General features: G+C 61.6%; 37 protein-coding genes and 1 tRNA gene. 27 read left to right on the plus strand and 11 right to left on the minus strand.

Annotated features, from left to right (window positions below; genetic code table 11):
• Positions 1-13: 13 nt before the first annotated feature.
• The 25 genes from rpsS (at position 14) to sugE (ending at position 15,924) form a co-directional block, all read left to right on the plus strand.
• Positions 14-292, plus strand: a complete 279-nt coding sequence (rpsS, locus tag GA0004734_RS10095) for a 30S ribosomal protein S19 (protein ID WP_092933401.1) — start codon at positions 14-16, stop codon at positions 290-292.
• A gap of 2 nt (positions 293-294) precedes the next feature.
• Positions 295-684, plus strand: coding sequence for a 50S ribosomal protein L22 (gene rplV / locus GA0004734_RS10100; RefSeq protein ID WP_092933403.1), 390 nt, complete (start codon positions 295-297; stop codon positions 682-684).
• Entirely contained in the window at positions 684-1,415 is a 732-nt protein-coding gene (gene rpsC, locus GA0004734_RS10105) for a 30S ribosomal protein S3 (RefSeq protein ID WP_062468290.1), read from the plus strand. The genes rplV and rpsC overlap by 1 nt, the downstream gene beginning before the upstream one ends.
• 38 nt (positions 1,416-1,453) lie before the next feature.
• A complete protein-coding gene (gene rplP, locus GA0004734_RS10110) occupies positions 1,454-1,867 on the plus strand; it encodes a 50S ribosomal protein L16 (protein WP_062601052.1) in 414 nt (137 codons plus the stop codon).
• 11 nt (positions 1,868-1,878) lie between these two features.
• Positions 1,879-2,079 (plus strand): 50S ribosomal protein L29, encoded by a 201-nt coding sequence (rpmC, locus tag GA0004734_RS10115; RefSeq protein WP_092933405.1) that lies wholly within the window; start codon positions 1,879-1,881, stop codon positions 2,077-2,079.
• Between the two features lie 12 nt (positions 2,080-2,091).
• Positions 2,092-2,328, plus strand: a complete 237-nt coding sequence (gene rpsQ, locus GA0004734_RS10120) for a 30S ribosomal protein S17 (protein WP_062596579.1) — start codon at positions 2,092-2,094, stop codon at positions 2,326-2,328.
• Between the two features lie 443 nt (positions 2,329-2,771).
• Entirely contained in the window at positions 2,772-3,140 is a 369-nt protein-coding gene (gene rplN, locus GA0004734_RS10125) for a 50S ribosomal protein L14 (protein WP_062468282.1), read from the plus strand.
• A gap of 13 nt (positions 3,141-3,153) precedes the next feature.
• The gene (gene rplX, locus GA0004734_RS10130) at positions 3,154-3,456 is read left to right on the plus strand and encodes a 50S ribosomal protein L24 (protein WP_062596578.1); all 303 of its coding nucleotides are present in this window, start codon (positions 3,154-3,156) and stop codon (positions 3,454-3,456) included.
• The gene (gene rplE / locus GA0004734_RS10135) at positions 3,456-4,016 is read left to right on the plus strand and encodes a 50S ribosomal protein L5 (RefSeq protein ID WP_092933407.1); all 561 of its coding nucleotides are present in this window, start codon (positions 3,456-3,458) and stop codon (positions 4,014-4,016) included. Before rplX ends, rplE begins: the two co-directional genes overlap by 1 nt.
• Positions 4,017-4,047: 31 nt before the next feature.
• Positions 4,048-4,353: a 30S ribosomal protein S14 gene (gene rpsN, locus GA0004734_RS10140; RefSeq protein ID WP_062596576.1), complete on the plus strand. Its 306-nt coding sequence runs from the start codon at positions 4,048-4,050 to the stop codon at positions 4,351-4,353.
• 12 nt (positions 4,354-4,365) lie between these two features.
• A complete protein-coding gene (gene rpsH / locus GA0004734_RS10145; RefSeq protein WP_062468274.1) occupies positions 4,366-4,764 on the plus strand; it encodes a 30S ribosomal protein S8 in 399 nt (132 codons plus the stop codon).
• 42 nt (positions 4,765-4,806) lie between these two features.
• Positions 4,807-5,340 carry a 50S ribosomal protein L6 gene (gene rplF, locus GA0004734_RS10150; RefSeq protein WP_092933409.1) on the plus strand — a complete coding sequence of 178 codons (534 nt, stop codon included), beginning with the start codon at positions 4,807-4,809 and terminating at the stop codon, positions 5,338-5,340.
• A gap of 12 nt (positions 5,341-5,352) precedes the next feature.
• On the plus strand, positions 5,353-5,715 hold the full coding sequence (gene rplR / locus GA0004734_RS10155; RefSeq protein WP_062468270.1) for a 50S ribosomal protein L18: 363 nt from the start codon (positions 5,353-5,355) through the stop codon (positions 5,713-5,715).
• A 191-nt stretch (positions 5,716-5,906) separates the two neighbouring features.
• Positions 5,907-6,476: a 30S ribosomal protein S5 gene (gene rpsE, locus GA0004734_RS10160; RefSeq protein ID WP_062468268.1), complete on the plus strand. Its 570-nt coding sequence runs from the start codon at positions 5,907-5,909 to the stop codon at positions 6,474-6,476.
• A gap of 13 nt (positions 6,477-6,489) precedes the next feature.
• Positions 6,490-6,690, plus strand: coding sequence for a 50S ribosomal protein L30 (gene rpmD / locus GA0004734_RS10165; RefSeq protein ID WP_092933411.1), 201 nt, complete (start codon positions 6,490-6,492; stop codon positions 6,688-6,690).
• 13 nt (positions 6,691-6,703) lie between these two features.
• A complete protein-coding gene (gene rplO / locus GA0004734_RS10170; RefSeq protein ID WP_092933413.1) occupies positions 6,704-7,186 on the plus strand; it encodes a 50S ribosomal protein L15 in 483 nt (160 codons plus the stop codon).
• Positions 7,187-7,502: 316 nt separating this feature from the next.
• Entirely contained in the window at positions 7,503-8,843 is a 1,341-nt protein-coding gene (gene secY / locus GA0004734_RS10175; protein ID WP_092933415.1) for a preprotein translocase subunit SecY, read from the plus strand.
• Positions 8,840-9,436, plus strand: coding sequence for an adenylate kinase (locus GA0004734_RS10180; protein WP_092933417.1), 597 nt, complete (start codon positions 8,840-8,842; stop codon positions 9,434-9,436). Before secY ends, GA0004734_RS10180 begins: the two co-directional genes overlap by 4 nt.
• A gap of 242 nt (positions 9,437-9,678) precedes the next feature.
• Complete coding sequence (gene rpsM / locus GA0004734_RS10185; protein WP_062596570.1) at positions 9,679-10,047, plus strand: 30S ribosomal protein S13; 369 nt, start codon at positions 9,679-9,681, stop codon at positions 10,045-10,047.
• Between the two features lie 232 nt (positions 10,048-10,279).
• On the plus strand, positions 10,280-10,669 hold the full coding sequence (rpsK, locus tag GA0004734_RS10190) for a 30S ribosomal protein S11 (RefSeq protein ID WP_062468256.1): 390 nt from the start codon (positions 10,280-10,282) through the stop codon (positions 10,667-10,669).
• Positions 10,670-10,769: 100 nt separating this feature from the next.
• Positions 10,770-11,780, plus strand: a complete 1,011-nt coding sequence (locus GA0004734_RS10195; RefSeq protein WP_092933419.1) for a DNA-directed RNA polymerase subunit alpha — start codon at positions 10,770-10,772, stop codon at positions 11,778-11,780.
• A gap of 191 nt (positions 11,781-11,971) precedes the next feature.
• Entirely contained in the window at positions 11,972-12,397 is a 426-nt protein-coding gene (rplQ, locus tag GA0004734_RS10200) for a 50S ribosomal protein L17 (protein WP_092933421.1), read from the plus strand.
• Between the two features lie 469 nt (positions 12,398-12,866).
• Positions 12,867-14,195, plus strand: a complete 1,329-nt coding sequence (locus tag GA0004734_RS10205; protein ID WP_092936143.1) for a DegQ family serine endoprotease — start codon at positions 12,867-12,869, stop codon at positions 14,193-14,195.
• On the plus strand, positions 14,192-15,508 hold the full coding sequence (locus tag GA0004734_RS10210) for a replication-associated recombination protein A (protein WP_092933423.1): 1,317 nt from the start codon (positions 14,192-14,194) through the stop codon (positions 15,506-15,508). The genes GA0004734_RS10205 and GA0004734_RS10210 overlap by 4 nt, the downstream gene beginning before the upstream one ends.
• Positions 15,509-15,609: 101 nt before the next feature.
• Complete coding sequence (sugE, locus tag GA0004734_RS10215) at positions 15,610-15,924, plus strand: quaternary ammonium compound efflux SMR transporter SugE (protein WP_092933425.1); 315 nt, start codon at positions 15,610-15,612, stop codon at positions 15,922-15,924.
• A gap of 3 nt (positions 15,925-15,927) precedes the next feature.
• On the opposite strand, the gene GA0004734_RS10220 is transcribed toward sugE, so the two are convergent.
• The 10 genes from GA0004734_RS10220 to GA0004734_RS10265 all read right to left on the minus strand — a co-directional run bounded on the left by GA0004734_RS10220 (position 15,928) and on the right by GA0004734_RS10265 (position 22,919).
• Entirely contained in the window at positions 15,928-16,719 is a 792-nt protein-coding gene (locus GA0004734_RS10220) for an ATP12 family chaperone protein (protein ID WP_092933427.1), read from the minus strand.
• On the minus strand, positions 16,712-17,368 hold the full coding sequence (locus tag GA0004734_RS10225) for an HAD-IA family hydrolase (RefSeq protein ID WP_092933429.1): 657 nt from the start codon (positions 17,366-17,368) through the stop codon (positions 16,712-16,714). The genes GA0004734_RS10220 and GA0004734_RS10225 overlap by 8 nt, the downstream gene beginning before the upstream one ends.
• Positions 17,368-18,354: an RluA family pseudouridine synthase gene (locus GA0004734_RS10230; RefSeq protein ID WP_092933431.1), complete on the minus strand. Its 987-nt coding sequence runs from the start codon at positions 18,352-18,354 to the stop codon at positions 17,368-17,370. Before GA0004734_RS10230 ends, GA0004734_RS10225 begins: the two co-directional genes overlap by 1 nt.
• 65 nt (positions 18,355-18,419) lie before the next feature.
• Positions 18,420-18,797 carry a fluoride efflux transporter CrcB gene (crcB, locus tag GA0004734_RS10235; RefSeq protein ID WP_092933433.1) on the minus strand — a complete coding sequence of 126 codons (378 nt, stop codon included), beginning with the start codon at positions 18,795-18,797 and terminating at the stop codon, positions 18,420-18,422.
• 61 nt (positions 18,798-18,858) lie between these two features.
• The gene (gene fghA, locus GA0004734_RS10240) at positions 18,859-19,692 is read right to left on the minus strand and encodes an S-formylglutathione hydrolase (RefSeq protein ID WP_092933435.1); all 834 of its coding nucleotides are present in this window, start codon (positions 19,690-19,692) and stop codon (positions 18,859-18,861) included.
• Positions 19,693-19,725: 33 nt separating this feature from the next.
• Positions 19,726-20,391, minus strand: coding sequence for a DUF1345 domain-containing protein (locus GA0004734_RS10245; RefSeq protein WP_092933437.1), 666 nt, complete (start codon positions 20,389-20,391; stop codon positions 19,726-19,728).
• A 4-nt stretch (positions 20,392-20,395) separates the two neighbouring features.
• Positions 20,396-20,839, minus strand: coding sequence for a YaiI/YqxD family protein (locus GA0004734_RS10250; RefSeq protein WP_092933439.1), 444 nt, complete (start codon positions 20,837-20,839; stop codon positions 20,396-20,398).
• The gene (locus GA0004734_RS10255; protein WP_092933441.1) at positions 20,836-21,318 is read right to left on the minus strand and encodes a GNAT family N-acetyltransferase; all 483 of its coding nucleotides are present in this window, start codon (positions 21,316-21,318) and stop codon (positions 20,836-20,838) included. Before GA0004734_RS10255 ends, GA0004734_RS10250 begins: the two co-directional genes overlap by 4 nt.
• A complete protein-coding gene (locus GA0004734_RS10260) occupies positions 21,318-22,445 on the minus strand; it encodes an S-(hydroxymethyl)glutathione dehydrogenase/class III alcohol dehydrogenase (protein ID WP_092933443.1) in 1,128 nt (375 codons plus the stop codon). The genes GA0004734_RS10255 and GA0004734_RS10260 overlap by 1 nt, the downstream gene beginning before the upstream one ends.
• Before the next feature lie 78 nt (positions 22,446-22,523).
• Positions 22,524-22,919, minus strand: a complete 396-nt coding sequence (locus GA0004734_RS10265) for a helix-turn-helix domain-containing protein (RefSeq protein WP_092933444.1) — start codon at positions 22,917-22,919, stop codon at positions 22,524-22,526.
• 294 nt (positions 22,920-23,213) lie between these two features.
• On the opposite strand from GA0004734_RS10265, the gene GA0004734_RS10270 reads away from it, so the two are divergent.
• Positions 23,214-24,098, plus strand: a complete 885-nt coding sequence (locus tag GA0004734_RS10270) for a DMT family transporter (protein WP_092936145.1) — start codon at positions 23,214-23,216, stop codon at positions 24,096-24,098.
• On the opposite strand, the gene lipB is transcribed toward GA0004734_RS10270, so the two are convergent.
• The gene (lipB, locus tag GA0004734_RS10275; protein ID WP_092933446.1) at positions 24,061-24,816 is read right to left on the minus strand and encodes a lipoyl(octanoyl) transferase LipB; all 756 of its coding nucleotides are present in this window, start codon (positions 24,814-24,816) and stop codon (positions 24,061-24,063) included. The genes GA0004734_RS10270 and lipB overlap by 38 nt on opposite strands.
• A 283-nt stretch (positions 24,817-25,099) precedes the next feature.
• Between lipB and GA0004734_RS10280 the strand changes: the two genes are divergently transcribed.
• Positions 25,100-25,184 (plus strand) — tRNA-Leu (locus tag GA0004734_RS10280).
• Positions 25,185-25,210: the final 26 nt, after the last annotated feature.

Genomic DNA, 25,210 nt, shown 5'->3' on the forward strand with positions numbered 1-25,210 from the left:
GAGGTAGTCACAAATGGCTCGTTCAGTATGGAAAGGTCCGTTCGTCGACGGCTATCTTCTCAAGAAGGCTGAGAAGGTTCGCGAAGGCGGGCGCAATGAGGTCATCAAGATGTGGAGCCGCCGCTCCACCATCTTGCCGCAGTTCGTCGGTCTGACCTTTGGCGTCTACAACGGTTCCAAGCATGTTCCCGTCAATGTCAATGAAGACATGGTCGGTCACAAGTTCGGTGAATTCTCTCCGACCCGGACCTACTACGGTCACGGTGCGGACAAGAAGGCAAAGAGGAAGTAACGATGGGTAAGGCAAAAGCCGAACGTCGGCTGGCGGATAATGAAGCGCAGGCTGTTGCGCGCACGATCCGCGTCAGCCCCCAGAAGCTCAACCTCGTTGCCGCGATGATCCGCGGCAAGAAGGTCGACCGTGCTCTGGCCGAACTTGAATTCTCCCGCAAGCGTATCGCCGGCACGGTCAAGAAGACCCTGGAATCGGCCATCGCAAACGCCGAGAACAACCACGACCTCGACGTCGACTCGCTCGTCGTTGCGGAAGCTTTCGTTGGCAAGTCGATGGTGATGAAGCGCTTCCACGCTCGTGGTCGCGGCCGTGCATCGCGGATCGAAAAGCCGTTTGCACACTTGACGATCATTGTTCGTGAAGTGGAAGCCAAAGGGGAGGCCGCATAATGGGCCAGAAAATCAATCCAATCGGTTTCCGTCTCGGCATCAACCGGACGTGGGATAGCCGTTGGTTCGCTGACAATGCCGAATACGGCAAGCTGCTCCACGAAGACCTGAAGATCCGCAAGTATCTGATGGACGAACTGAAGCAGGCCGGGATCTCGAAGGTCGTCATCGAGCGTCCGCACAAGAAGTGCCGCGTCACGATCCACTCGGCTCGCCCGGGTCTGATCATCGGCAAGAAGGGCGCGGACATCGAAAAGCTGCGTCGCAAGCTGTCGGAAATGACGAACTCGGAAACGCACCTCAACATCGTTGAAGTGCGCAAGCCGGAAGTCGACGCGACGCTCGTCGCTCAGTCGATCGCTCAGCAGCTCGAGCGCCGCGTAGCTTTCCGCCGCGCGATGAAGCGTTCGGTTCAATCGGCCATGCGTCTGGGTGCCGAAGGCATCAAGATCACCTGCGCCGGTCGCCTGGGTGGCGCCGAAATCGCCCGTACCGAGTGGTATCGCGAAGGTCGCGTTCCGCTTCACACGCTGCGCGCCGACATCGACTACGGTGTTGCCGAAGCTGTGACGGCATTCGGCATCTGCGGCATCAAGGTCTGGATCTTCAAGGGCGAAATCCTTGAACACGATCCGATGGCCTCCGAGCGCCGTGCGAGCGAGAGTGACAGTCAGGGTAGTGGTGGACGTGATCGCGATCGCGATCGTGATCGCCGTCGTGAAAACGCGTAACAGTCGCGTTTGGCAGCCAATATCGGAGAATTAAAAAAATGTTGCAGCCAAAGCGTACGAAGTATCGCAAGCAATTCAAGGGCCGCATCAAGGGCGTAGCCAAGGGCGGATCTGATCTTGCTTTTGGTGAATTCGGCTTGAAGTCCTTGGAACCGAACCGCGTCAATGCGCGCGAGATCGAAGCGGCCCGCCGCGCGATCACGCGTCACATGAAGCGTGCTGGCCGCGTTTGGATCCGCGTATTCCCGGACGTTCCGGTTACCGCGAAGCCGACCGAAGTCCGCATGGGTAAGGGTAAGGGCTCCGTCGAATACTGGGCGTGCAAGGTCAAGCCTGGTCGTATGATGTTCGAGATCGATGGCGTCAACGAGGAGCTCGCACGCGAAGCCCTTCGTCTTGGTGCTGCGAAACTCTCCGTCAAGACGCGCTTCGTTCAGCGCATTGCGGAGTAAGGAGAAGCCCCATGAAAACCAATGACGTTCGGGCGCTCAGCGCCGACCAGCTCAACGACGAGCTTGCCAAGCTGAAGAAGGAGCAGTTCAACCTGCGCTTCCAGAAGGCGACCGGCCAGCTTGAAAAGTCGTCGCGCATCAACGAGGTCCGCAAGGACATCGCGCGCATCAAAACAATTGCCCGCCAGAAGGCGGCAGAAGCCAAGGCTTAAGGACCAAGAAAAATGCCGAAACGCATTCTGCAGGGCACCGTCGTCTCCGATAAGAACGAGAAGACCGTCGTCGTACGGGTCGAGCGCCGCTTTGCGCACCCGATCCTCCAGAAGACCGTCCGTCGCTCCAAAAAGTACAAGGCGCACGACGAGAAGAACCAGTTCAAGGTCGGCGACCTTGTTTCCATTCAGGAATGCGCGCCGATCTCCAAGGACAAGACCTGGACGGTCATTTCCGCCCAGGCCTAATTTCGACCAGACGTTACGCCGATGGCGCCGCGCAGTGTCGCAAGACACGGAAGCGCGGCGTCTTCGTAAGAGCGAGGGTCGTCCTGCTTCTGGTCAATTTGGCTGGGGTTTGGGACGTCGCCTCTTGTAATCGGCGAGAATCTCTGTATGAAGCAGCCACGGAACGCTCGGGGTTACGAGCGTTCTTTTGCTTTGAGCGCACGGAAGGTCCTGTCTTCAGGAAACCACCCTGGCAAGACCGATCCCGCGCTGTCGCATCATGTCCCGCCCGTTTCTCTTGAGAGGCGAGGGACTGGGAATGCCATTGAAAGCATTGTGGCGTGCCGCCCTTCGCAAGAGGGTGCAGCGCGCCGCATGCAAATTTTCATAAGCCGGAACAGGGGGCTCTCCTTCACGATGAGGAGATCCCAACCGGTTCGGTCACAACAAGAAGGCGACCTGACATGATTCAGATGCAAACAAACCTCGACGTGGCGGATAATTCCGGTGCACGTCGTGTCATGTGCATCAAGGTGCTGGGCGGCTCCAAGCGCAAGTACGCTTCCGTGGGCGACGTCATCGTCGTTTCCATCAAGGAAGCCATCCCGCGCGGCCGCGTCAAGAAGGGCGATGTGATGAAGGCGGTCGTCGTACGCACCGCCAAGGACATCCGTCGTCCGGACGGCAGCGTCATCCGCTTCGATAACAACGCAGCCGTTCTTATCGACAACAAGAAAGAGCCGATCGGCACCCGTATCTTCGGACCGGTTCCGCGTGAGCTTCGCGCCAAGAACCACATGAAGATCATCTCGCTGGCTCCAGAAGTACTGTAAGGGGCGATTAGAGATGAACAAGATTCGTAAGGGCGACAAGGTCGTCGTACTCGCCGGCAAGGACAAGGGCCGGACCGGCGAAGTCATCCAGGTCATGCCGAAGGACGACAAGGCTGTCGTGCGTGGCGTCAACATGGTGAAGCGTCACCAGCGCCAGACCCAGAGCCAGGAAGCCGGCATCATCAACAAGGAAGCCCCGATCCACCTGTCGAACATCGCGATCGCTGACACGGACGGCAAGGCCACCCGCGTTGGTTTCCGCATCGATGGCGACAAGAAGGTTCGCGTGGCCAAGCGTTCGGGAGATGTTATCTGATGGCTGAGACCAAGACCTATGAGCCGCGGCTCAAGAGCGAGTACAATGCTCGCATTCGTCCGGCGCTCCGGGAGAAGTTCTCCTACGCCAACGAAATGATGATCCCGAAGCTCGATAAGATCGTCATCAACATGGGCGTGGGCGAAGCGACGGCTGACTCGAAAAAGCCTACGATTGCGGCTGCCGACCTTGCAGCGATCGCCGGCCAGAAGCCGGTCGTCACCAAAGCCCGCACCTCTATCGCCGGCTTCAAGCTGCGCGAAGACATGCCGATCGGCGCGAAGGTTACTCTGCGCGGCGCACGCATGTATGAATTTCTGGACCGCCTGATCAACATCGCGCTTCCGCGCGTTCGCGACTTTCGCGGCCTGAACCCGAAGTCCTTCGACGGCCGTGGCAACTTCGCCATGGGCGTGAAGGAGCACATTGTGTTCCCTGAGATCAACTACGACAAGGTCGATCAGATGTGGGGCATGGACATCATCGTTTGCACGACGGCTACGACGGACGACGAAGCGCGGGCTCTGCTTACAGAGTTCAACTTCCCGTTCCGCCAGTAAGCCGTAACGACAAGCAGAAGGATTACGTTTCATGGCGAAAACGAGCGCAGTTGAAAAGAACAAGCGCCGCCGCAAGCTGGTTACCCAGCAGGCCTCCAAGCGGGCCGAGCTGAAGGCGACCATCATGAACCAGTCTCTTCCGATCGAAGAGCGGTTCAAGGCAACTCTGAAACTGGCAAGCCTGCCGCGTGATGGGTCGAAGACCCGCGTTCGCAACCGTTGCGAAGTCACCGGCCGTCCGCGCGCCTACTACCGGAAGCTGGGAATGTCCCGTATCGCCCTGCGCGAATTGGGCAATTTCGGCAAGATTCCGGGTATCGTGAAGTCGAGCTGGTAAGGAGACGGGCAAATGACAATGACTGATCCCTTGGGCGATATGCTCACCCGTATCCGTAACGGCGCTGCACGCCGCAAGACGAACGTAACGACGCCGGCTTCCAAGCTCCGCGCCCGCGTTCTCGACGTGCTGCAGTCGGAAGGCTACATCCGCGGCTACTCCGAAGTCGATTTCGACAACGGCAAGTCGGAGCTCAACATCGAGCTGAAGTACTACGAAGGCGCGTCGGTGATCCGTGAGATCGGCCGCGTGTCCAAGCCGGGCCGCCGGGTCTATGTCTCGGTCAAGTCCATTCCGCAGGTCGCGAACGGTCTCGGCATCACCATCCTTTCGACTCCGAAGGGTGTGATGGCCGATCACCAGGCTCGTGAACAGAACGTCGGCGGCGAGGTTCTCTGCTCCGTATTCTAATACGGAATAGGGATCTCCAGAACGAACAGACAGGATTGAAACATGTCTCGTATCGGTAAAAAGCCCGTTCAGGTTCCCGCTGGTGTCACCGCGACTGTCGATGGACAGAAGGTGACGGCAAAGGGCCCGAAGGGCGAACTTTTCTTCGTCGCGAACGACGAAGTCTCTGTAAAGCTGGAAGACAACGCCGTTGTTGTCGAGCCGGTCGGCCAGTCCAAGGATGCTCGTTCCAAGTGGGGCATGTCCCGCACGATGGTCGAGAACATCCTGAAGGGTGTGAAGGATGGCTTCGAGCGCAAGCTTGAAATCAACGGCGTCGGTTACCGTGCGGCCCTGCAGGGCAAGAACCTGCAGCTGGCACTCGGCTTCAGCCATGACGTCGTCTACCAGACGCCGGAAGGCATCACGATCGCTGTTCCCAAGCCGACGGAAATCGTCGTCACGGGTATCAACAAGCAGCAGGTCGGCCAGGTGGCCGCAGAGATTCGCGAATACCGCGGCCCCGAGCCCTACAAGGGCAAGGGCGTGAAGTACGCGGGCGAGCGGATCATCCGCAAAGAAGGCAAGAAGAAGTAAGGATCACGCGAAATGGCTAGCAGGAAAGATAATCTTGTACGTCGCGCTTCGCGCGTTCGTCGTCAAATCAAGGCGGTCGCCAACGGCCGTCCGCGCCTGTCGGTTCATCGCTCGTCGAAGAACATCTACGCACAGGTCATCGACGATGTCGCCGGCACGACGCTGGCGTCCGCTTCGACGCTCGACACCGGTCTGCGCACGTCTCTGAAGACAGGCGCGGACACGGCAGCAGCAGCTGCCGTCGGCAAGCTCCTCGCGGAGCGTGCATCCGAAGCCGGCGTCAAGGACGTCGTCTTCGATCGTGGCGCCTTCATCTATCACGGCCGTATCAAGGCCCTGGCTGAAGCCGCCCGCGAAGGTGGCCTCAACTTCTAAGTTTGATGAGGAAAGTCGAGAACCGGCTTTCCGAATCTGACTTAGACAAGTAAGGCTCCCATTTCCACGACGGGCCGGCCCGGTACATCCGGGCCGAAGCCATGTCGGGAATTCGCCGTTCTCTCGAACATCCGAGGGGCGGCACCGATCAATCTGCCGATTGCACCCGGAAAAGAAAAAGGAAAAGGACAATGGCACAAGAAAGAAGAGGTTCTCGCGACGACCGCCAGAACCGCGAAGAGCGCGACAGCGAATTCGTTGACAAGCTCGTTGCTATCAACCGCGTCGCCAAGGTGGTGAAGGGCGGCCGTCGTTTCGGCTTTGCTGCTCTCGTCGTCGTCGGCGACCAGAAGGGCCGCGTCGGCTTCGGTCACGGCAAGGCGCGTGAAGTGCCGGAAGCAATCCGCAAGGCCACCGAAGCTGCAAAGCGCGAACTGATCTTCGTTCCGCTGCGCTCCGGCCGTACCCTGCATCATGACGTTCACGGCCGCCACGGCGCCGGCAAGGTCCTGCTGCGTTCGGCCAAGGCTGGTACCGGCATCATCGCCGGCGGCCCGATGCGCGCTGTTTTCGAAACGCTCGGCATGCACGACGTCGTTGCCAAGTCGACCGGTTCGTCCAACCCCTACAACATGATCCGCGCCACCTTCGATGCTCTGAAAAACCAGATGCACCCGAAGGATATCGCGGCACAGCGCGGCCTCAAGTTCGCCACGCTGCAGGCCCGTCGCGAAGCGGCTGGCGTCACGTCGGAAGAATAAGGGAGTCCGTACGATGGCCACTGAAACCACCGGTAAGACGGTTACTGTCGAGCAGATCGGCAGCCCCATCCGCCGCCCCGCCAGCCAGCGTGCAACGCTGATCGGCCTGGGTCTCAACAAGATGCACCGGGTGTGCACGCTGGAAGATACGCCTTCCGTTCGCGGCATGATCCGGTCCGTCCAGCACCTCGTCCGCGTTATCGACGAGAAGTGAGGGAGATACCATTATGAAGCTGAATGAAATCAGAGACAACGAAGGTGCCACCCATTCGCGCAAGCGTCTGGGTCGTGGTATCGGCTCCGGCTCCGGCAAGACGGCCGGTCGTGGTGTCAAGGGTCAGAAGGCCCGTTCCGGCGTCGCGATCAACGGCTTTGAAGGCGGTCAGATGCCTATCTACCGTCGTCTGCCGAAGCGCGGATTCAACAACATCTTCCGTTCGGACTTTGTTGTCGTGTCGCTCGGCCGTATCCAGACCGCAATCGACGCCAAGAAGCTCGACGCCACCGCCACGATCGATGCAGCTGCCCTGAAGGCTGCCGGCATCATCCGTCGCGCTCGCGATGGCGTTCGCGTTCTCTCGGACGGCGAACTCACGGGCAAGGTGACGATCGAAGTGGCTGGTGCCTCGCAGTCCGCGATCGAGAAGATCGAAAAGGCCGGCGGCTCCATCAAGCTGCTGTCTGCCAAGCCAGTCGCTGCCAGCGAATAATCTTGAAGACGGACCGCCCGGGGTGTTACACACCGGGCGGTTTATTGCGTCTGGAGGACGCGCGAGAGGCGCGGGCGAGGCGTAGAAGGCAGGGGAGGTGGGTCAGTTGGCCGGCATCTCCGGGCCGGATCTCCAAAGGCGACCGAACGACATCTGCTTGGCGGATGTGACGATATGCCCGGAGATATCGACAAGCGCATGATTGCTCTTTCAATCGATTTGGTTCTAAGACGTCGTGCAGAAACGTAATTCAAGCTTTTCCGGAGTCGGCCGGGTCTGACGCCGCGGGTTCGGAACTGGCTACGCGGAGAATCGCATGGCTTCTGCAGCGGAACAGCTCGCCTCCAATCTCAATTTCAGAACGTTCGCGAAGGCGGAGGACCTCAAGAAGCGCCTCTGGTTTACGCTCGGCGCGCTGCTGGTCTACCGGCTCGGCACCTATATCCCGCTGCCGGGCCTCAATCCTGATGCGTTCGCCCAGGCCTTTCAGGGGCAGAGCGGCGGCATCCTCGGCCTTTTCAACATGTTTTCTGGCGGCGCGGTTTCGCGCATGGCGATCTTCGCGCTCGGGATCATGCCCTATATCTCCGCCTCGATCATCGTCCAGCTCATGACCTCGGTTGTTCCCTCGCTGGAACAGCTGAAGAAGGAAGGCGAGCAGGGCCGCAAGATCATCAACCAGTACACGCGCTACGGGACGGTGCTGCTTGGCCTGCTGCAGGCATACGGCATCGCCGTCGGCCTTGAGAGCGGCAGCGGTCTTGTGAACGATCCAGGCTGGTTCTTCCGCATCTCCACGGTCATCTCGCTGCTCGGCGGCACGATGTTCCTGATGTGGCTCGGCGAACAGATCACCTCGCGCGGTATCGGCAACGGCATCTCGCTGATCATCTTCGCTGGTATCGTCGCGCACCTGCCGACGGCCCTCGCCGGTACGCTCGAGCTCGGCCGCACGGGCGCCCTGTCCACACCGCTGATTCTCGGCATCATCATCATGGTCGTCGGCGTTATCGCGCTCATCGTCTTCGTGGAACGCGCGCAGCGTCGCTTGCTGATCCAGTATCCGAAGCGCCAGGTCGGCAACCGCATGTTCCAGGGCGACACGTCGCACCTACCGCTGAAACTGAACACGGCCGGCGTTATTCCCGCGATCTTCGCCTCGTCGCTGCTGCTGCTGCCGGCAACGCTTGCGGGCTTCGCAGACAGCGCCACGCTTCCGGGCTGGGCAACCACCATCGTCGGCTCGCTTGCCCACGGACAGCCGCTCTACATGGTGCTCTATGCCGCTATGATCGCGTTCTTCGCCTTCTTCTACACGGCGATCGTGTTCAATCCGAAGGATACGGCCGACAACCTGAAAAAGCACGGCGGCTTCATCCTCGGTATCCGTCCGGGCGAACGCACGGCCGAATACATCGACTACGTCCTGACGCGAATCACTGTCGTCGGTGCGATCTACCTGATCTTCGTCTGCATCCTGCCGGAATTCGTCATCGCGCAGACGGGCGTGCCCTTCTACCTTGGTGGTACATCGCTTTTGATTGTTGTCAGCGTAACGCTTGATACTGTAGCACAGATCCAGGGTCATCTGATCGCCCAGCAATATGAGGGTCTGATCAAGAAGTCGAAGTTGCGTGGAGGGAAGAGGGGCCGATGAGACTGATATTTTTAGGGCCGCCCGGGGCCGGCAAGGGGACGCAGGCCAAGCTTCTGACGGAACGCTTCGGCATTCCCCAGTTGTCGACCGGTGACATGCTGCGGGCCGCCGTTGCGGAGGAGAGCGACGTCGGCAAGCGGGCGAAGGCGGTCATGGATGCGGGGCAGCTCGTGTCGGACGAGATCGTCAACGAGATCGTTTCGGATCGCATCGACGCTCCCGACTGTGCGCATGGCTTCATTCTGGACGGCTACCCGCGGACGGTTCCGCAGGCGGTCGCCCTCGGGCAGATGCTCGAGGGCAAGGGGCTGAAGCTGGATGCCGTTATCGAGCTTAAGGTCGATGAAGCGGCTCTTTTGCGCCGGATCGAGAATCGGGTCGCTGAAACCTTGGCGGCCGGCGGCAAAGTTCGCTCGGACGACAATCCAGAATCGGTTAAGAAGCGTCTCGTGGAATATCGCGAGAAGACGGCGCCGCTTTCGCAGCATTACGCAAAGACCGGCCAGCTGAAGACGTTGGATGGAATGGCGCCTGTCGAGACTGTTACCCGACAGATCAACGAGATTCTTGCTTCGGCTGCGGCTGAGGCCTGACGATACCGGGCGCAAAGCCTTGTTGGGCAAGAAAAGGACTGGCCGGGAGTTGACTTTTCCGGCCGATTCCGTCTAAAGACCGCGCTAACTCGCAACATGCAGGGGAATGGCGCGGATTTCACAAGTGAAGTCCGGGCTCGGCATTTGTCCCGTGTTCCGAACGAAAATTGAAACTGACGGCTATTCAAGGCTGCATAGAAGCACCTATTGCCGGATGGCAACTGGAAGCAAGGAGAACAGACGTGGCTCGTATCGCTGGCGTCAACATCCCGACGGCAAAGCGCGTTGTTATCGCGCTGACCTATATTCATGGGATCGGACCGAAATTCGCACAGGAAATCGTCGCAAAGGTCGGTATTCCGGCTGAACGTCGTGTGCATCAGCTCACGGATGCTGAAGTTCTTCAGATCCGCGAAGCCATCGACCGTGAATACCAGGTCGAAGGCGACCTGCGTCGCGAGACGTCGATGAACATCAAGCGTCTGATGGACCTCGGCTGCTATCGCGGTCTGCGTCATCGCCGCTCGCTGCCCGTTCGCGGCCAGCGCACGCACACCAATGCCCGCACCCGCAAGGGTCCGGCAAAGGCGATTGCCGGCAAGAAGAAATAATCTCCCGGTAACGGGGGTGAGGGGGCTGGTGCGAAGCACCGGCCTCTTTTTGGTATGTCGAAGATGGCTTGGCCATCATTCGGTGGAGTTGCTGGAAATACGGCAGCGTTGATATCGCCGCGATGGCGGGCAGCCCATGAAGGGTTCCGGCATTGCTGATGAAAGTGGGGAGCAGGGCTCCCCGGTGTAGCCGCTGGAATTACGGCGGTGCAGAGATCCGTGAAAGGTAAACATGGCCAAGGAAGCCACACGCGTACGTCGTCGCGAACGCAAGAATATCTCGACGGGCGTCGCGCACGTGAACTCGTCGTTCAACAATACGATGATCACCATCACCGATGCGCAGGGCAATGCCATTGCATGGTCGTCGGCCGGCTCGAAGGGCTTCAAGGGCTCGCGCAAGTCGACGCCGTTCGCCGCTCAGATCGCCGCTGAAGATGCTGCCAAGAAGGCGCAGGAACACGGCATGAAGACGCTCGAAGTCGAAGTCACCGGCCCGGGTTCCGGCCGTGAATCGGCTCTGCGTGCTCTGCAGGCCGCCGGCTTCATGATCACATCCATCCGCGACGTGACGCCGATCCCGCACAATGGTTGCCGTCCGCGCAAGAAGCGCCGCGTCTGATACGCACTCGTCATCAGGTCCGGCGGGAGATCGCTCTCGCCGGCGCTTCAGGGCTCCGTTGCCACGACTGGATGGTGGCAATGAACGGAAGGCAAAACATATGATTCAGAAAAACTGGCAGGAACTGATCAAGCCGAACAAGGTCGAGTTCGCGTCTTCCGGTCGCACCAAGGTTAGCCTGGTTGCGGAACCGCTGGAACGGGGCTTCGGTCTGACCCTCGGCAACGCGCTGCGCCGCGTTCTTCTCTCGTCGCTTCGCGGCGCCGCCGTCACGGCCGTGCAGATCGACGGCGTTCTGCATGAGTTCTCGTCGATCCCGGGTGTTCGCGAAGATGTCACCGACATCGTCCTGAACATCAAGGAAATCGCGATCAAGATGGACGGCGACGATGCCAAGCGCATGGTCGTTCGCAAGCAAGGCCCGGGTGTGGTCACGGCTGGCGATATTCAGACGGTCGGTGACATCGAGATCCTGAACCCGAACCATGTCATCTGCACGCTCGACGAGGGCGCAGAGATCCGCATGGAGTTCACGGTCAACAACGGCAAGGGCTATGTTCCGGCGGATCGCAACCGTTCGGAAGATGCACCGATCGGACTCATCCCGGTCGACAGCCTCTACTCGCCGGTCAAGAAAGTGTCCTACAAGGTGGAAAACACCCGTGAAGGCCAGGTTCTCGACTACGACAAGCTGTCCATGACCATCGAGACCGACGGCTCCGTGACCGGCGAAGATGCCGTTGCTTTCGCAGCGCGTATTCTCCAGGATCAGCTGGGCGTCTTCGTCAACTTCGACGAGCCGCAGAAGGAAGCCGAAGAGGAAGCCGTTACCGAACTCGCGTTCAACCCGGCGCTTCTCAAGAAGGTGGACGAACTCGAACTGTCCGTTCGCTCGGCAAATTGCCTGAAGAACGACAACATCGTCTACATCGGCGACCTCATTCAGAAGACGGAAGCCGAAATGCTCCGGACTCCGAACTTCGGTCGCAAGTCGCTGAACGAAATCAAGGAAGTTCTCGCTTCCATGGGCCTGCACCTCGGCATGGAAGTGCCCGCATGGCCGCCCGAGAACATCGAAGATCTCGCAAAGCGTTACGAAGACCAGTATTGATCGCGGGATGAGGAAAATTGTGCAGCGGTTTTCCGCTCGCATTCCGCGATTTGAAAAATAGACAAGGCAGGTCCAAACTCTGCCTTTCCCCGTCAAACAGCAGGCCCGGCCGGAGACGGTTTGGTGCCTGTATGTGCCAGGAAACGGCAGGTCCTCCAGAGAGAGTGACACCTGCATAAAGGAGAATAGCCATGCGCCACAAGAAAGCCGGCCGCAAGCTGAACCGTACCGCCAGCCACCGCAAGGCGATGTTCGCCAACATGGCGGCTTCGCTGATCCAGCACGAGCAGATCATCACGACCCTGCCGAAGGCCAAGGAAATCCGTCCGATCGTTGAAAAGCTTGTCACGCTCGGCAAGCGCGGCGACCTGCACGCCCGTCGTCAGGCCATCTCGCAGATCCGTGACGTCACCGTCGTCGCCAAGCTGTTCGATGCCATCGCAACGCGCTACGCCACCCGCAATGGCGGCTACCTTCGCATCATGAAGGCCGGCTACCGTCAGGGCGATAACGCACCGATCGCTGTCATCGAGTTCGTCGATCGCGACGTTGATGCGAAGGGCGCGGCCGACAAGGCCCGTGTCGTCGCAGAAACGGAAGCCGCTGAAGCGGCCTGATTGATTCAGGTCTTTGCATTTGAAAACAGCCGGGCGAAAGTCCGGCTGTTTTCGTTTGGGGACTTGCTCGCGGGTGATGGCTGGCAGAACAATGCGCGTCTTGTTTTTGCCGCAGACGATGTCTTTGCTTTCCAAGCGCTTCATCCTATTTCTCATCCCAAGAGCATTTCCGGATGGAACGCGTTCGCTTCGCCGTCGGACAATGCCATAGAACAACGACCCGGAGTTTTCGCGTGGACACGCGTTCATCCGAATCGCTCCGGCCAGTCCTCGTTTCACCAGGGGTTCCTCCATGCGTCGCTCGCCATTGTCGCTCGTCCTGTCCGGTATCGCCGGCCTCGTCATCATCATGTTCCTTGCGCATTTTGTGGCGCCGACCGATCTTAGCGTGTCCTATCCAACGGTGGATCAGGTGGAGACCAGTGCGGTCACGACGCCGGTAGCTGCCACCAGCACGGCCACGGACGGGATGACGAAGGCGGTCCCCGAAAGCCGGGCGGATATGCAGATGTCGTTCTCGCCGCTCGTCAAGCAGACGGCGAATGCCGTTGTGAACGTCTATGCCGAGAAGCTGGTCGAGAGCCGGTCTCCACTGGCCGACGACCCCTTCCTGCAGCAGTTCTTCGGCCAGCGCATGCCGAACCGCTCCGAGAAGCAGTCGTCGCTGGGGTCCGGTGTGATCGTCGGGGCAGATGGCATCGTTGTCACCAACAATCACGTCATCGAGGGCGCTGACGATATCAAGGTTGCGCTGGCGGATGGCCGTGAGTTCGAATCCAAGGTCGTGCTGAAGGACGACCGTCTGGATCTCGCTGTGCTGAAGATTGAAGGAAATGTTCCGTTCCAGACGATTCCGCTCGGTGATTCGGATAGCGTGGAGGTGGGCGATCTTGTGCTCGCGATTGGCAACCCCTTCGGCGTCGGGCAGACGGTGACGAGCGGTATCGTGTCTGCGCTTGCGCGCAACCAGGTGACGCCGGGCAGCGACTTCGGCTTCTTCATCCAGACGGACGCAGCGATCAATCCGGGGAACTCAGGTGGTGGCCTGATCGACATGAAGGGCGAACTCATCGGCATCAACACCGCCATCTTCTCGCGCGGTGGTGGATCGAATGGCGTCGGCTTCGCCATTCCTGCCAATCTGGTCAAGGTTTTCATTGAATCGGCAAAGGGTGGAACCGGGAGCTTCGTGCGGCCCTTCATCGGCGCGAGCTTCGAGCCCGTAACATCGGAAGTCGCCGACGCGCTCGGTCTCGATCGCGCGCGCGGTGCTCTCGTCAGTTCCGTCATTGAAGGCGGCCCGGCCGAGAAGGCCGGCATCCGCCCCGGCGAGGTCGTCACCGCCGTCAACGGCATTCCGGTCGAACATCCTGACGCACTCGGCTATCGCCTGACCACCGTTGGCATCGGCAAGGATGCGCGATTGAGCGTCGCCGATAACGGCAAGGTGCGCGACGTCATGCTCCGGCTCGAGCGGGCGCCGGAGACGGCACCGCGTGATGAGAGGCTAATCGAGGGCCGCACGCCGTTTGCCGGCGCCGTCGTCGGAAACCTCTCGCCACGTCTTGCCGATGAGCTCCGCATGCCGGCGACGTCGGAAGGCGTCGTGATCACGGCGATTAATCGGGGTTCGCCCGCCGCTCGTGTCGGCTTCGCGCCGAAAGACATCATCCTTGCCGTCAATGGCGTGCCGATCGACAAGACCGAGACGTTGGTGAAGGCGACGGCGGATGATCCGGCATTCTGGCGGGTCGAGATCCTGCGCGATGGGCAGCGGATTCGTCAGTTCTTCCGATGAGCGATCTGTTCGCGCCGCATGAGCCGGAGGGAATGCAGGCGAAGCGGCCGCTGGCAGACCGACTGCGACCGCAAACTTTGGCCGACGTCACGGGTCAAACCCATCTGACCGGGGAAGACGGCGCGCTGCAGCGCATGATCGATTCGGGCTCCCTCGGCTCGATGATCTTCTGGGGTCCGCCGGGCACGGGCAAGACGACCGTTGCCCGGCTTCTTTCCGGCGAGACGGGGCTGGCTTTCGAGCAGATTTCGGCGATCTTTTCCGGCGTGGCCGATCTGAAGAAGGTTTTCGAGACGGCCCGCGCCCGCCGCATGTCCGGCCGTCAGACCCTGCTCTTCGTGGACGAGATCCATCGGTTCAATCGCGCGCAGCAGGATAGCTTCCTGCCGGTCATGGAAGACGGCACCATCATTCTTGTCGGCGCCACCACGGAGAACCCGTCCTTTGAGCTCAACGCGGCTCTCCTGTCACGCGCCCGCGTGCTGACGTTCCGCTCCCATGATCAGGACAGCCTGGCGGAACTCTTGGGCCGCGCAGAGGCGACTGAGGGCAAACCGTTGCCGCTCGACAGGGACGCGCGGGCCAGCCTGATCCGGATGGCGGATGGCGATGGGCGCGCGGCGCTGACGCTGGCCGAAGAGGTCTGGCGCGCTGCGCGGAAGGGCGAGACTTTCGACGTTGCCGGACTGCAGGACGTGGTCCAGCGTCGGGCGCCGGTCTATGACAAAGGGCAGGATGGTCACTACAATCTGATCTCGGCGCTTCACAAGGCCGTACGCGGCTCGGACCCGGACGCGGCGCTCTACTACCTCTGCCGCATGTTCGATGCCGGGGAGGACCCGCTCTATCTCGGTCGACGTCTGGTGCGTATGGCTGTCGAGGATATCGGTCTGGCCGATCCGCAGGCGCTCGTGGTCTGCAATGCCGCCAAGGATGCCTATGACTATCTTGGTTCGCCGGAGGGTGAACTGGCGCTGGCGCAGGCCTGCGTTTATCTTGCGACGGCGCCGAAATCGAATGCCATCTACACGGCCTACAAGGCGGCGATGCGGGCGGCCAAGCAGAACGGCTCGCTGCTGCCGCCCAAGCATATTCTCAACGCCCCGACCAAGCTCATGAAGGGCGAGGGTTACGGAGATGGCTACCGCTACGATCATGACGAGCCCGACGCGTTCTCCGGTCAGGATTATTTTCCTGAGAAGATGGGGCGCCAGACATTTTACGATCCGCCCGAGCGCGGTTTCGAGCGCGACATCCGCAAGCGGCTGGAATGGTGGGATAAGCTGCGCAAGGAGAGGGGCGGCGACCGCTGAAGATTGCGCAATCTCGCAGGATATGGCATAAAGTGCGCAGCGGACGACCGCGAGATCAAACCAATGCGGGGACGGCCTCGCTCCTCACCGGAGTGATCTCCATGTCTTGGTTTCTGCTTTTTCTCGCCGGACTGTTCGAAATCGGTTGGGCCATCGGCCTTAAGTATACCGAGGGCTTCTCGAAGCCGCTTCCCACCATCCTGACCATTGCCGCCATGGTGGCGAGCATCGCGCTCCTTGGCATGGCGTTGCGCACTTTGCCGCTTGGAACCGCCTATGCGATCTGGACCGGCATCGGCACGGTTGGAACCGTCATTCTCGGTATCGTCCTGTTTGCAGAGCCCGCAACGGCACTTCGGCTCGGCTGTATCGGCCTCATCGTCGCCGGTATCGCCGGTCTGAAGCTGACGGCCTGAGTCTCAGGCCGTTCGCAGCGAATCGAGCACGGCATTGGCTGCCTGCATGTCGCGCCAGCGAAGTTCGCGGCGCTGGAAGGCTTCGTCGTCCGTCCCCCAATGCTCGATCTGCCAGTCTTCGTCGAGATGGGCGAGCGCCCAGGCCTCATCCACGTTCAGGCGACGCTCGGCAATGGCGAGCGGCAGGATGGCGGAGCCGGTGAGTGTGGTCATGGCGTGGATGGCGGAGAGCCCGAGCGGCGTCGCATAGGCCCGCAGCGCTTCGGCAAAGGCCGAGATGGCCGCCTGTGGCTGGCGCTGGTGGATGACGCCTTCTGCAAGGATGAAACGAGCGCCGAACGTTTCCGACATCCAGGCGAGGATGGGATCCCATTGCGCCTGCTGGCGGCCCACGAGCCCTTCCGGCTGGTCGGCGCGGTAGCAGAGCATGTCGGTTCCGGCAAAGTTCAAAATGTCCTCGAACACCCCGCGAATGTCCTTCGCCACGCCATCCAGCGCGCTGTTGACCAGACGCGTGACCGGCATAAGACCGGGATCGATATTCTCGACCTGTGCATCCCATTCCGCCACCAGAAGTTCCGCCAGTCCCTCGGTCGGCACGGCCAGTACCTGCTTGGCAGGCGTCTTAACCGGGCGTCCGTCGAGCAGGATCGCGAAACTGTCGCCCTCGCCGCGGCCGATCGAGACCTCCTTGTAGAAACGCTTCGGCAAAGGCTTCAGCATCTGGATTTGCGCCCGGCGAACCGGGTCAGGATCGCTGAACGTGTTCGTGAATTCGTCGCGGATATCAGACATGCGCAGTCTCCAGCAGGGCAAGAATATCGTCCGGCGTCTGGACGATATGGTCGGCGCCGGCGGCAAGGAGGGCGCTTGTGGGCGCATAGCCCCAGGAAACGCCGATGGCCGTCGCTCCCGCACTCTTTGCCATTTGCATATCGTAAATTGCATCGCCGATGACAAGCGTGGCGCGGGCATCGAAACCGGCTTCCGCACAGCATTCGCTCACCATGGCGGGATGCGGCTTGGACGGGCAGTCGTCAGCGGTGCGCGAGACGGTGAAATTGAAGCCATGTGATGTGCGGATGATATCCAGCCCGCGCCGGGATTTGCCTGTGACGGCACCGATCACCAGATCGTCGCGTTGCGAGAGCGTTTCCATCATGGTGGCGATGCCTGGGAAGGGAAGCTCGGACATGCCGGAGGCCCGGACGTCCGTATAGATGTCCTTGTAATGCGCGGTCATCGCGAGTGCCTGGTCGTTGACATGCGGTTCGCCGGTCAGCCGGGAGATCGCGATATCGAGCGTCAGGCCGATGATCGATTTCGTGTCCTCGAGTGCCGGCGGCGTAAGGCCGAAGGCCTCGAATGTTCGCGCCATCGTCGCGTGGATCACGCCGGCGCTATCGACCAGCGTGCCGTCGCAGTCGAACAGGACGAGTCGCATCATTCCTCTCCGGCATTGGCCATGTCGAAACCGAAGAGGTTCCAGGTCTGGACCATATGCTGGGGCATCGGCGCCGTGATCGTCAGACGTCCGCCATCGGGATGGGGAATGTCGATCTTGCGCGCGTGAAGGTGAAGGCGGTTCTGGACGCCGCTGGGGAAATTCCAGCCGGGAGCGTCGTCGAAGTACTTGGGGTCGCCAATAATGGGATTGCCGATATGGAGGGCGTGGACGCGCAGCTGGTGGGTTCGGCCGGTGTAAGGCTCCATCTCCAGCCAGGCAAAGTTCTGACCCGCCTGCTCCAGAACCCGGTAGTAGGAAATCGCATGGTCCGCACCGTCGTCGCCATGGCGAGCGATGCGCATCCGGTCGCCATCGGGCGTCTGCTCCTTGACGAGCCAGCTGGACACCTTGTCCTCGCGCTTGCGCGGAACGCCCTTGACCAGCGACCAGTAGGTCTTCTTCGTGTCGCGCTCGCGAAACGCGGCCGTCAGCTTCTGGGCAGCGCCGCGGGTACGGGCAACGACCAGAACACCTGATGTGTCGCGGTCGAGCCTGTGCACGAGCCGCGGCTTTTCGCCCTTCGGGCTCGTCCAGGCTTCCAGCATCTGGTCGATATGCCGGTTGAGGCCGGAGCCGCCCTGCACGGCGATGCCCGGCGGCTTGTTCAGCACGATCACCTTGGCATCTTCATGCAGCAGCATGCGGGAGAGAAGCTCGTGGTCGGACGAATGCTTCAGATCGTGGTTCGGGATCGGTCCCGTCTTGCGGTTTTCATCGACATCCATCGGCGGAATGCGGATGGACTGACCCGCTTCCACGCGGAAGTCGGATTTGACACGCCCGCCGTTCACGCGAACCTGACCGGAGCGGAGCAGCTTCTGTAAAGGCCCGAACCCGAGACCGGGATAATGCACCTTGAACCAGCGATCGAGGCGCATGCCGTTTTCGTCGGCTTCCACCGTCTTGTGCTCGATACCCGCCATGTCCCTGGTCTTTCGTCCTCGGCGGCCAAAGGCCTGCCATCCATCATCGTCTTCAAGCGCCCGCTTTAGACGATTGCGCGCATCAGGGCCAGACCTGCAAAGACGCCGAGGCCGGAAAGCACGAGGCTGAGGGCAACATAGAGCACCGCCGAGCCGAAATGACCCTGTTCGGCAAGCATCGCGGCATCGAGCGAGAAGGCCGAGAAGGTGGTGTAACCGCCGAGAACGCCGGTGACGAGGAAGAGGCGCAACTCCGGCGAGGCACCGAAACGCCGGGCGATGACCTCGGAAAGAACGCCGATGAGGAACGACCCGGTGATGTTGACGAACAGCGTGCCCCAAGGAAAGCCGGCACCCATCAGCCGGACGCTGGCGACGCCGCAGAGATAACGGAGGACGGAGCCGAGAGCTCCGCCCACTGCGACGAGGAGAACGTTCAGCATCGCCCGGATCCTCCGGGCTGATGGACCGACGCGGGAGAGAGGACTGCCGTCGTCCCCGGCATCAGGCCAGCCGCTCCGCATGCCACCGCAGGTGATCGTCCATGAAGGTCGAGATGAAGTAATAGGAGTGGTCGTAACGCTCCTGCATACGCAGCGTCAGAGCAATGCCTGTGCCTTCGATCACGGTTTCGAACAACCAGGGACGCAGGCCGCTTTCGAGAAACCCGTCGGCCGTACCCTGGTCGATCAGGAATTCGGGGAAGCGCGCGCCGTCTTCGACCAGCGCGCAGGCATCGTAGGCGCGCCACGCGGCCTTGTCGGCGCCGAGATATTTCTCGAAAGCACCGACGGACCAATCGGCTGTGGAGGGCTGGACGATGGGGGCGAAGGCCGAGCAGCTGCGGAAGCGATCCGGGTTTTTGAGAGCGATCGTCATCGCACCATGCCCGCCCATGGAGTGGCCAAAGATCGCCTGTCGGTTCATGTCGGCGCGAAACTGCGAGGCGATCAGCGCCGGCAGTTCCTGCGTGATATAGGTTTCCATGCGATAGTGGCGCGCCCAGGGTTCCTGCGTCGCATCGAGATAGAAGCCGGCGCCCTTGCCCATCTGCCAGTTCGCCGCTTCGTCCGCGACGTCGTCGCCACGCGGGCTGGTGTCCGGGCAGACGATGATGAGGCCGAGTTCGGCCGCCAGTCGCCGGTACTCGCCCTTATCCATCACGTTGGCATGGCTGCAGGTCAGGCCGGAGAGGTACCAGACGACCGGGCAGGGCTGGCTGACCGCCTGCGGCGGTACGAAGACGGCAAAGGTCATATCGCAGTCGCAGGCTTCCGAGCGATGCGAATAGACGCCTTGCATGCCACCGAAGGCGACGTTCTGGGACAGGACTTTCATGGGAGACTCCCTTGGGGCAAACCGGAAGATGCGTCAAAGCAGGGCGACCGCGGCATTGACCGCTACGGCGATGAGCACGGTGTTGAAGAAGTAGGAGACGATGGCGTGCAGCAGGTTGATCTTGCGCATCGCCGTCGTGTTGATCGCGACATCGGACGTCTGCGCCGTCATGCCGATGACAAAGGAGAAATAGAGGAAATCGAAAATCCCCGGCATGTCCGTGCCCGGAAAATCGAGCCCGCGACAATCGCCGTCCTCCCCTGCACTGACATCGGAAAGCTCCGGGCTCCAGTAGCGGTGCGCATAATGAATGGCCGCCATCGTATGCACCGTCATCCAGCCGAGCGCCACCGAGGCGAAGGCGAGGATCTGCTCGGGAAGGGGCGCCCCGTCCTTCTCGTTCAACGCCTGAAACAGGGAGACGAGGCAGATGACGACGGCGGCGAGCGTGACGCCGAGGATGACGATCTCCGGCTCGTCCGTGCCGGCAGCGTTCTCCTTGAGATAGGCGCCGCTGAGCTTGGGAATACGGATTGCGATCATCACGAGGTAGACGAGAAAGAAGAGAACGGCGGCAAGTTCTATCGCGAATCGCTCGCTCTCGATGAAGCCGACCGGCAGCGACAGGGCGGCGACGACTGCGCCCAGCGCGAAGGGCAGGTGCCGCCGGGGAACGAGACCGCTGTCTGCGCGCGCCATCACCTCAGACCTGCTTTGCCCGCCGGCAGAGCCGGTCGAGCGTTTCGAGAAAGGCCGAGCGGTCTCGCGCCGTGAAGGCGGCATTGAAGCCGCGGCTCTCGCCGGTCTCGCGAAGATGCGCGCCGAGATCCCGCATGGCGGTTGCCATGCCGATATTCGCGACATCGAAGACGCGGCCCGTCGGCCCGGTCACCAGCGCGCCCTTGGCAACGCAGCGCCCGGCCAGCGGTACGTCGGCCGTGATGACGACATCGCCCGGGCCTGCGCGTTCCGCGATCCAGTCGTCGGCCGCGTCGAAGCCGGACGACACGATGACATGCGTCACCATCGGATCGCGCGATGGCCGCAGCCCGGAATTGGCGACCAGCGTAACCGGCAGGGCGTGCCGCTCGGCGACCTTGAGGATCTCGGGCTTGACGGGGCAGGCATCGGCATCGACGTAGATCATGAGATGTCCGTGGATCGGTGTGAGGCGGGCCGCAGCATATCCACATGCGGAATGCCGTCTTCAAGATATTCGTCGGATGTTACGACGAAGCCGAAACCGGTGTAGAACGCGTGCAGATGACTCTGCGCCGAAAGCGCGATTGGCACGCCCGGAAATACGCGCTCGCAGGCAGACACCGCTTCGCGCATCAAGGCGTCTCCGAGCCGCTTCCCGCGATGCTCCGGCGACACGACGACGCGGCCGATGCGGGCCGGATCGCCCGGCTGCCTAGGCTTGACGAGCCGGGCGGACGCGACGAGCGCGTCGCCCTCGATCAGCCGCAGGTGCAAAGCGGCCGGATCCTTGCCGTCGAGTTCCGGGTAGGGGCATTCCTGCTCCACGACGAACACATCGACGCGCATCTTCAGCAGGGCGTAAAGGTCGGCTGCGGACAAGGCATCCATCGTCCGCAGATCGACCCTGTAGGCGGGCTTTGACATCAGTAGACCACGACGCCGCGGATGCTTTCGCCCGAATGCATCAGGTCGAAGCCCTTGTTGATGTCCTCGAGCGGCATCGTGTGGGTGATCATCGGGTCGATCTGGATCTTGCCCTCCATGTACCATTCGACGATCTTCGGCACGTCCGTGCGGCCGCGCGCGCCGCCAAAGGCGGTGCCCATCCAGTTCCGGCCGGTCACCAGCTGGAAAGGGCGGGTGGAGATTTCCTGGCCCGCGCCGGCGACGCCGATGATGATGGACTTGCCCCAGCCGCGATGCGACGATTCGAGCGCCTGTCGCATGACCTTGGTGTTGCCGGTGCAGTCGAAGGTGTAATCGGCGCCGCCGATCGTGTCGCCGTTGCGCTTCGTCAGGTTGACCAGATAGGGCACGATGTCGTCGCCGACGTCCTTCGGATTGACGAAATGCGTCATGCCGAACTTTTCGCCCCAGGCCTTGCGGTCGTTGTTGATGTCGACGCCGATGATCATGTCCGCGCCGGCCAGACGCAGGCCCTGCAGCACGTTGAGGCCGATGCCGCCGAGGCCGAAGACGATGGCGGTCGAGCCGATCTCGACCTTCGCCGTGTTGATGACCGCACCGATGCCGGTCGTCACGCCGCAGCCGATGTAGCAGATCTTGTCGAACGGCGCGTCCGGGTTGACCTTGGCGAGCGCGATTTCCGGCAGGACCGTGAAGTTCGCGAAGGTGGAGCAGCCCATGTAGTGGAAGATCTTGTCCTTGCCGATCGAGAACCGCGACGTGCCGTCCGGCATCAGGCCCTGGCCCTGCGTTGCGCGGATGGACGTGCAGAGGTTCGTCTTCCGCGACAGACACGAATAGCATTCGCGGCATTCCGGCGTGTAGAGCGGAATGACGTGGTCGCCCTTCTTCAGTGACGTCACGCCAGGCCCGACATCGACCACGATGCCGGCACCCTCATGGCCGAGGATGGCGGGAAACAGGCCTTCCGGATCGGCACCCGAGAGGGTGAACTCGTCCGTATGGCAGATGCCGGTAGCCTTGACCTCGACCAGCACTTCGCCGGCCCGTGGGCCTTCCAGTTGTACGGTCATGATCTCGAGGGGTTTGCCGGCCTGAACGGCGACAGCAGCGCGAACGTCCATGAAATGTCTCCTGGATTTGAAGGTCTTGGTTGGTCGTGGCGTCACGCGGACCAAAGTCCACGATTCGGGGCTTGCGATTCAGATACCCTTTAGGACGCGGCGAAGCGAGGTCTCAAGCACGTCTATCGCCTTGCCGGTCTGCGCATGCAACGCCTTGGCGGTGGCCAACTCATCGAGCAGGGACTGCGCGACCGATGGTGAAAGCATGACGCCGGAGGGTTCGGCGATACCGGCAATCAGCCATTTCGGTGTGACGCCCAGCAGGTCGGCGAGCAGCGCCAGCTTTTCGCCCTCCGGCTCGCTCCGGTCACGTTCCCAGTCCGAAACCATATCGGGCGAAACGACAAGGCGTTCCGCGAGATCGGCAAGGCTGAGGTTGAGCGCGCCGCGTGCGCGGAAGAGCCGCCCACCGGGCGTATCCGTGTCGCGGGGCTGCCGCAGCATTGTCATCATGGCTTCCGTCGATACGCGCATGGCGTTCTCCCTGATCGTGCTCCGGCACCGCGCCGACTACCTTGGAACGACGCGTTGAGCCCGTTGAAACGCGTTCCTGACCGCGAATGCACGGAGCCTTCCTTATGCCTGAGCCTACAGCCGCGACAGGGAAAGAAAAGAGCCTGCAGCGTCAATTATCTGTCGAGACACGCCTTGCGGAAAGCCGTGCAAGGGCATTGCCATAAGCACGTCCGACACCGGACCTGGAGCCTGATTCGCATGACACATCCATCTCCGTCCGCTCGACCCACAATGGTCCTGCCGGCCACGGTCATGCAGGGGGTCCTCCTGCTGCTCGCCGCCATGATGATCCTGCCCTGCATGGATGCCATCGCCAAATATATGGCCGTCGAACTCGGCATGTCGCCGGCGCAGGTGACGTTCTACCGCTTCTTCTTCCAGCTCGTCGCGACCCTGCCGATGCTGCTTCGGCTCGGCGGCCCAAAGGCCCTCGTGCCGCAGAGGCCGTGGTACAACATGCTGCGCGGCCTTCTGCTCGCGGCCGCGTCGCTGTTCTTCTTTGTGTCGGTCAAATACATGCCGCTTGCCGACGTCTTCGCGATCTATTTCGTCGAGCCGTTCATCCTCACCTGCCTGTCGGCGCTGGTCCTTGGCGAAAAGGTCGGCTGGCGACGATGGGTGGCGATCGGCATCGGCTTTTTCGGCGCAATGATCGTCATCCAACCGAGCTTTCAGGTGTTTGGTCTCACCGCGCTGATGCCGGTCGCCTGCGCCTTTCTCTTCGCCTGCTATCTCCTGATGAACCGTGCCTCCGGCGCTGCCGACAGTCCGCTCGCCATGCAGACCTTCGCCGGTGTCGGCGGCACATTGTTCATGATAGCGACGATTGCCATCGGCCATGGCATGGGGGCTGCGGATTTCGTGCCGTCGCTGCCACACACGCCGCTCGGCTGGGTGCTCGTCATCGCGCTCGGCGCGATCTCGGGCTACGGGCACCTTATGGTGGTCAAGGCGTTCCAGGCCGCGCCTGCCTCAGTGCTGGCGCCGCTGCATTATTTCGAGATCATCGCGGCAACGGCGCTCGGCTATCTCGTCTTCGGCGAGTTCCCGACGGCTTCCAAATGGCTGGGCGTCGCCATCATCGTCGGGTCCGGCCTCTTCATGATCTGGCGGGAGCGTCGCCAGCCGGCGCACTGACAGCCGCATCCGCAACCGTCGGCCCGAAGACCGCTTCGAACGCATCCCGAAGCCGCATGTCGGCGTCCTCCATCATCACCGGCAGGCCGAGATCGACAAGACTGGTCACACCATGGCCGCGGATGCCGCAGGGTACGATCCCGCCGAAATGGTCGAGGTCGGGATCCACATTCAGCGACAGGCCGTGAAAGCTCACCCAGCGGCGCAGCCGGATGCCGATCGCCGCGATCTTGTCCTCAGCGGGCGTGCCATCGGGCAGGGGCACCTTTTCCGGCCGGCGCACCCAGACGCCGACGCGATCCTCGCGCCGCTCGCCGGTGACGTTCATGCTGGAGAGCGTGCGGATGACGAGATCCTCAAGCGCCGCCACGAAGGCCCGTACGTCCTGCCGCCGCCGCTTGAGGTCGAGCATGACATAGACCACGCGCTGCCCTGGGCCATGATAGGTGTACTCGCCGCCGCGCCCGGTCGCGTAGACGGGGAAGCGATCTGGCATCACCAGATCGACCGCATCCGCGCTGGTGCCGGCGGTGTAGAGCGGCGGATGTTCGACCAGCCAGACGAGCTCGTCGGCTTCGCCGGAGGCAATGGCCGCTACCTCGCGCTCCATGGTCTCCACGGCCGCCTCATAGGGCACCAGGCCCTCCGCGATCCGCCACCGAACCGGAGGACAGTCGCCCCCGGCAAGAAAACGACTGTCGAGAGCGTCGCGCTGCATGGTCTGTCCTGAATATGCTGCGGTCGGCGCGAAGCGATCTCATGCCGTGCAGGCTCATTGGAGTGAAAATCAGCGACGGCTCTTGCGAAAAGCGATCCGGCTAACCGATCAGCCCTGTAGATGGGGCGTGTTCACCAAGGGTTAAAGGCGCATTTCCGGGCTCTGTCCACAGACCTCGGAAATAGTTTTCACCGCCGCCAACTTTTCCGCATTACGCCCTTGTGCCCCCGAAATCCTTTTGCTAAACGCACCCCTGCCGGAGCAATTCGGCATCTACCACGATGCGGTCGTGGCGGAATTGGTAGACGCGCAGCGTTGAGGTCGCTGTGGGGCAACCCGTGGAAGTTCGAGTCTTCTCGACCGCACCAAAAAGAAACCGGCTTGCGCCGGTTTT

Origin of the sequence: Rhizobium sp. 9140 (genome assembly GCF_900067135.1) — a bacterium.
Lineage (GTDB): Bacteria > Pseudomonadota > Alphaproteobacteria > Rhizobiales > Rhizobiaceae > Ferranicluibacter.

Excerpts from the sequence above, each read along its gene's own strand:
- rpsC (WP_062468290.1), top strand. The coding sequence starts at position 684 with ATGGGCCAGAAAATCAATCCAATCGGTTTCCGTCTCGGCATCAACCGG.
- lipB (WP_092933446.1), bottom strand. The coding sequence starts at position 24,816 with ATGCAGCGCGACGCTCTCGACAGTCGTTTTCTTGCCGGGGGCGACTGT.
- GA0004734_RS10225 (WP_092933429.1), bottom strand. The coding sequence starts at position 17,368 with ATGCGACTCGTCCTGTTCGACTGCGACGGCACGCTGGTCGATAGCGCC.
- rpsH (WP_062468274.1), top strand. The coding sequence starts at position 4,366 with ATGACAATGACTGATCCCTTGGGCGATATGCTCACCCGTATCCGTAAC.
- GA0004734_RS10220 (WP_092933427.1), bottom strand. The coding sequence starts at position 16,719 with ATGTCTGATATCCGCGACGAATTCACGAACACGTTCAGCGATCCTGAC.
- rplQ (WP_092933421.1), top strand. The coding sequence starts at position 11,972 with ATGCGCCACAAGAAAGCCGGCCGCAAGCTGAACCGTACCGCCAGCCAC.
- GA0004734_RS10255 (WP_092933441.1), bottom strand. The coding sequence starts at position 21,318 with ATGTCAAAGCCCGCCTACAGGGTCGATCTGCGGACGATGGATGCCTTG.
- rpsS (WP_092933401.1), top strand. The coding sequence starts at position 14 with ATGGCTCGTTCAGTATGGAAAGGTCCGTTCGTCGACGGCTATCTTCTC.
- rpsN (WP_062596576.1), top strand. The coding sequence starts at position 4,048 with ATGGCGAAAACGAGCGCAGTTGAAAAGAACAAGCGCCGCCGCAAGCTG.
- rpsE (WP_062468268.1), top strand. The coding sequence starts at position 5,907 with ATGGCACAAGAAAGAAGAGGTTCTCGCGACGACCGCCAGAACCGCGAA.
- secY (WP_092933415.1), top strand. The coding sequence starts at position 7,503 with ATGGCTTCTGCAGCGGAACAGCTCGCCTCCAATCTCAATTTCAGAACG.
- rpsK (WP_062468256.1), top strand. The coding sequence starts at position 10,280 with ATGGCCAAGGAAGCCACACGCGTACGTCGTCGCGAACGCAAGAATATC.
- GA0004734_RS10210 (WP_092933423.1), top strand. The coding sequence starts at position 14,192 with ATGAGCGATCTGTTCGCGCCGCATGAGCCGGAGGGAATGCAGGCGAAG.
- GA0004734_RS10260 (WP_092933443.1), bottom strand. The coding sequence starts at position 22,445 with ATGGACGTTCGCGCTGCTGTCGCCGTTCAGGCCGGCAAACCCCTCGAG.
- rpsQ (WP_062596579.1), top strand. The coding sequence starts at position 2,092 with ATGCCGAAACGCATTCTGCAGGGCACCGTCGTCTCCGATAAGAACGAG.
- rpmD (WP_092933411.1), top strand. The coding sequence starts at position 6,490 with ATGGCCACTGAAACCACCGGTAAGACGGTTACTGTCGAGCAGATCGGC.
- rplO (WP_092933413.1), top strand. The coding sequence starts at position 6,704 with ATGAAGCTGAATGAAATCAGAGACAACGAAGGTGCCACCCATTCGCGC.
- GA0004734_RS10195 (WP_092933419.1), top strand. The coding sequence starts at position 10,770 with ATGATTCAGAAAAACTGGCAGGAACTGATCAAGCCGAACAAGGTCGAG.
- fghA (WP_092933435.1), bottom strand. The coding sequence starts at position 19,692 with ATGAAAGTCCTGTCCCAGAACGTCGCCTTCGGTGGCATGCAAGGCGTC.
- GA0004734_RS10265 (WP_092933444.1), bottom strand. The coding sequence starts at position 22,919 with ATGCGCGTATCGACGGAAGCCATGATGACAATGCTGCGGCAGCCCCGC.
- rplV (WP_092933403.1), top strand. The coding sequence starts at position 295 with ATGGGTAAGGCAAAAGCCGAACGTCGGCTGGCGGATAATGAAGCGCAG.
- sugE (WP_092933425.1), top strand. The coding sequence starts at position 15,610 with ATGTCTTGGTTTCTGCTTTTTCTCGCCGGACTGTTCGAAATCGGTTGG.
- GA0004734_RS10205 (WP_092936143.1), top strand. The coding sequence starts at position 12,867 with ATGACGAAGGCGGTCCCCGAAAGCCGGGCGGATATGCAGATGTCGTTC.
- GA0004734_RS10230 (WP_092933431.1), bottom strand. The coding sequence starts at position 18,354 with ATGGCGGGTATCGAGCACAAGACGGTGGAAGCCGACGAAAACGGCATG.
- GA0004734_RS10250 (WP_092933439.1), bottom strand. The coding sequence starts at position 20,839 with ATGATCTACGTCGATGCCGATGCCTGCCCCGTCAAGCCCGAGATCCTC.
- GA0004734_RS10245 (WP_092933437.1), bottom strand. The coding sequence starts at position 20,391 with ATGGCGCGCGCAGACAGCGGTCTCGTTCCCCGGCGGCACCTGCCCTTC.
- rplF (WP_092933409.1), top strand. The coding sequence starts at position 4,807 with ATGTCTCGTATCGGTAAAAAGCCCGTTCAGGTTCCCGCTGGTGTCACC.
- rplP (WP_062601052.1), top strand. The coding sequence starts at position 1,454 with ATGTTGCAGCCAAAGCGTACGAAGTATCGCAAGCAATTCAAGGGCCGC.
- rplN (WP_062468282.1), top strand. The coding sequence starts at position 2,772 with ATGATTCAGATGCAAACAAACCTCGACGTGGCGGATAATTCCGGTGCA.
- rplE (WP_092933407.1), top strand. The coding sequence starts at position 3,456 with ATGGCTGAGACCAAGACCTATGAGCCGCGGCTCAAGAGCGAGTACAAT.
- rpmC (WP_092933405.1), top strand. The coding sequence starts at position 1,879 with ATGAAAACCAATGACGTTCGGGCGCTCAGCGCCGACCAGCTCAACGAC.
- rplX (WP_062596578.1), top strand. The coding sequence starts at position 3,154 with ATGAACAAGATTCGTAAGGGCGACAAGGTCGTCGTACTCGCCGGCAAG.
- GA0004734_RS10180 (WP_092933417.1), top strand. The coding sequence starts at position 8,840 with ATGAGACTGATATTTTTAGGGCCGCCCGGGGCCGGCAAGGGGACGCAG.
- crcB (WP_092933433.1), bottom strand. The coding sequence starts at position 18,797 with ATGCTGAACGTTCTCCTCGTCGCAGTGGGCGGAGCTCTCGGCTCCGTC.
- rplR (WP_062468270.1), top strand. The coding sequence starts at position 5,353 with ATGGCTAGCAGGAAAGATAATCTTGTACGTCGCGCTTCGCGCGTTCGT.
- GA0004734_RS10270 (WP_092936145.1), top strand. The coding sequence starts at position 23,214 with ATGCAGGGGGTCCTCCTGCTGCTCGCCGCCATGATGATCCTGCCCTGC.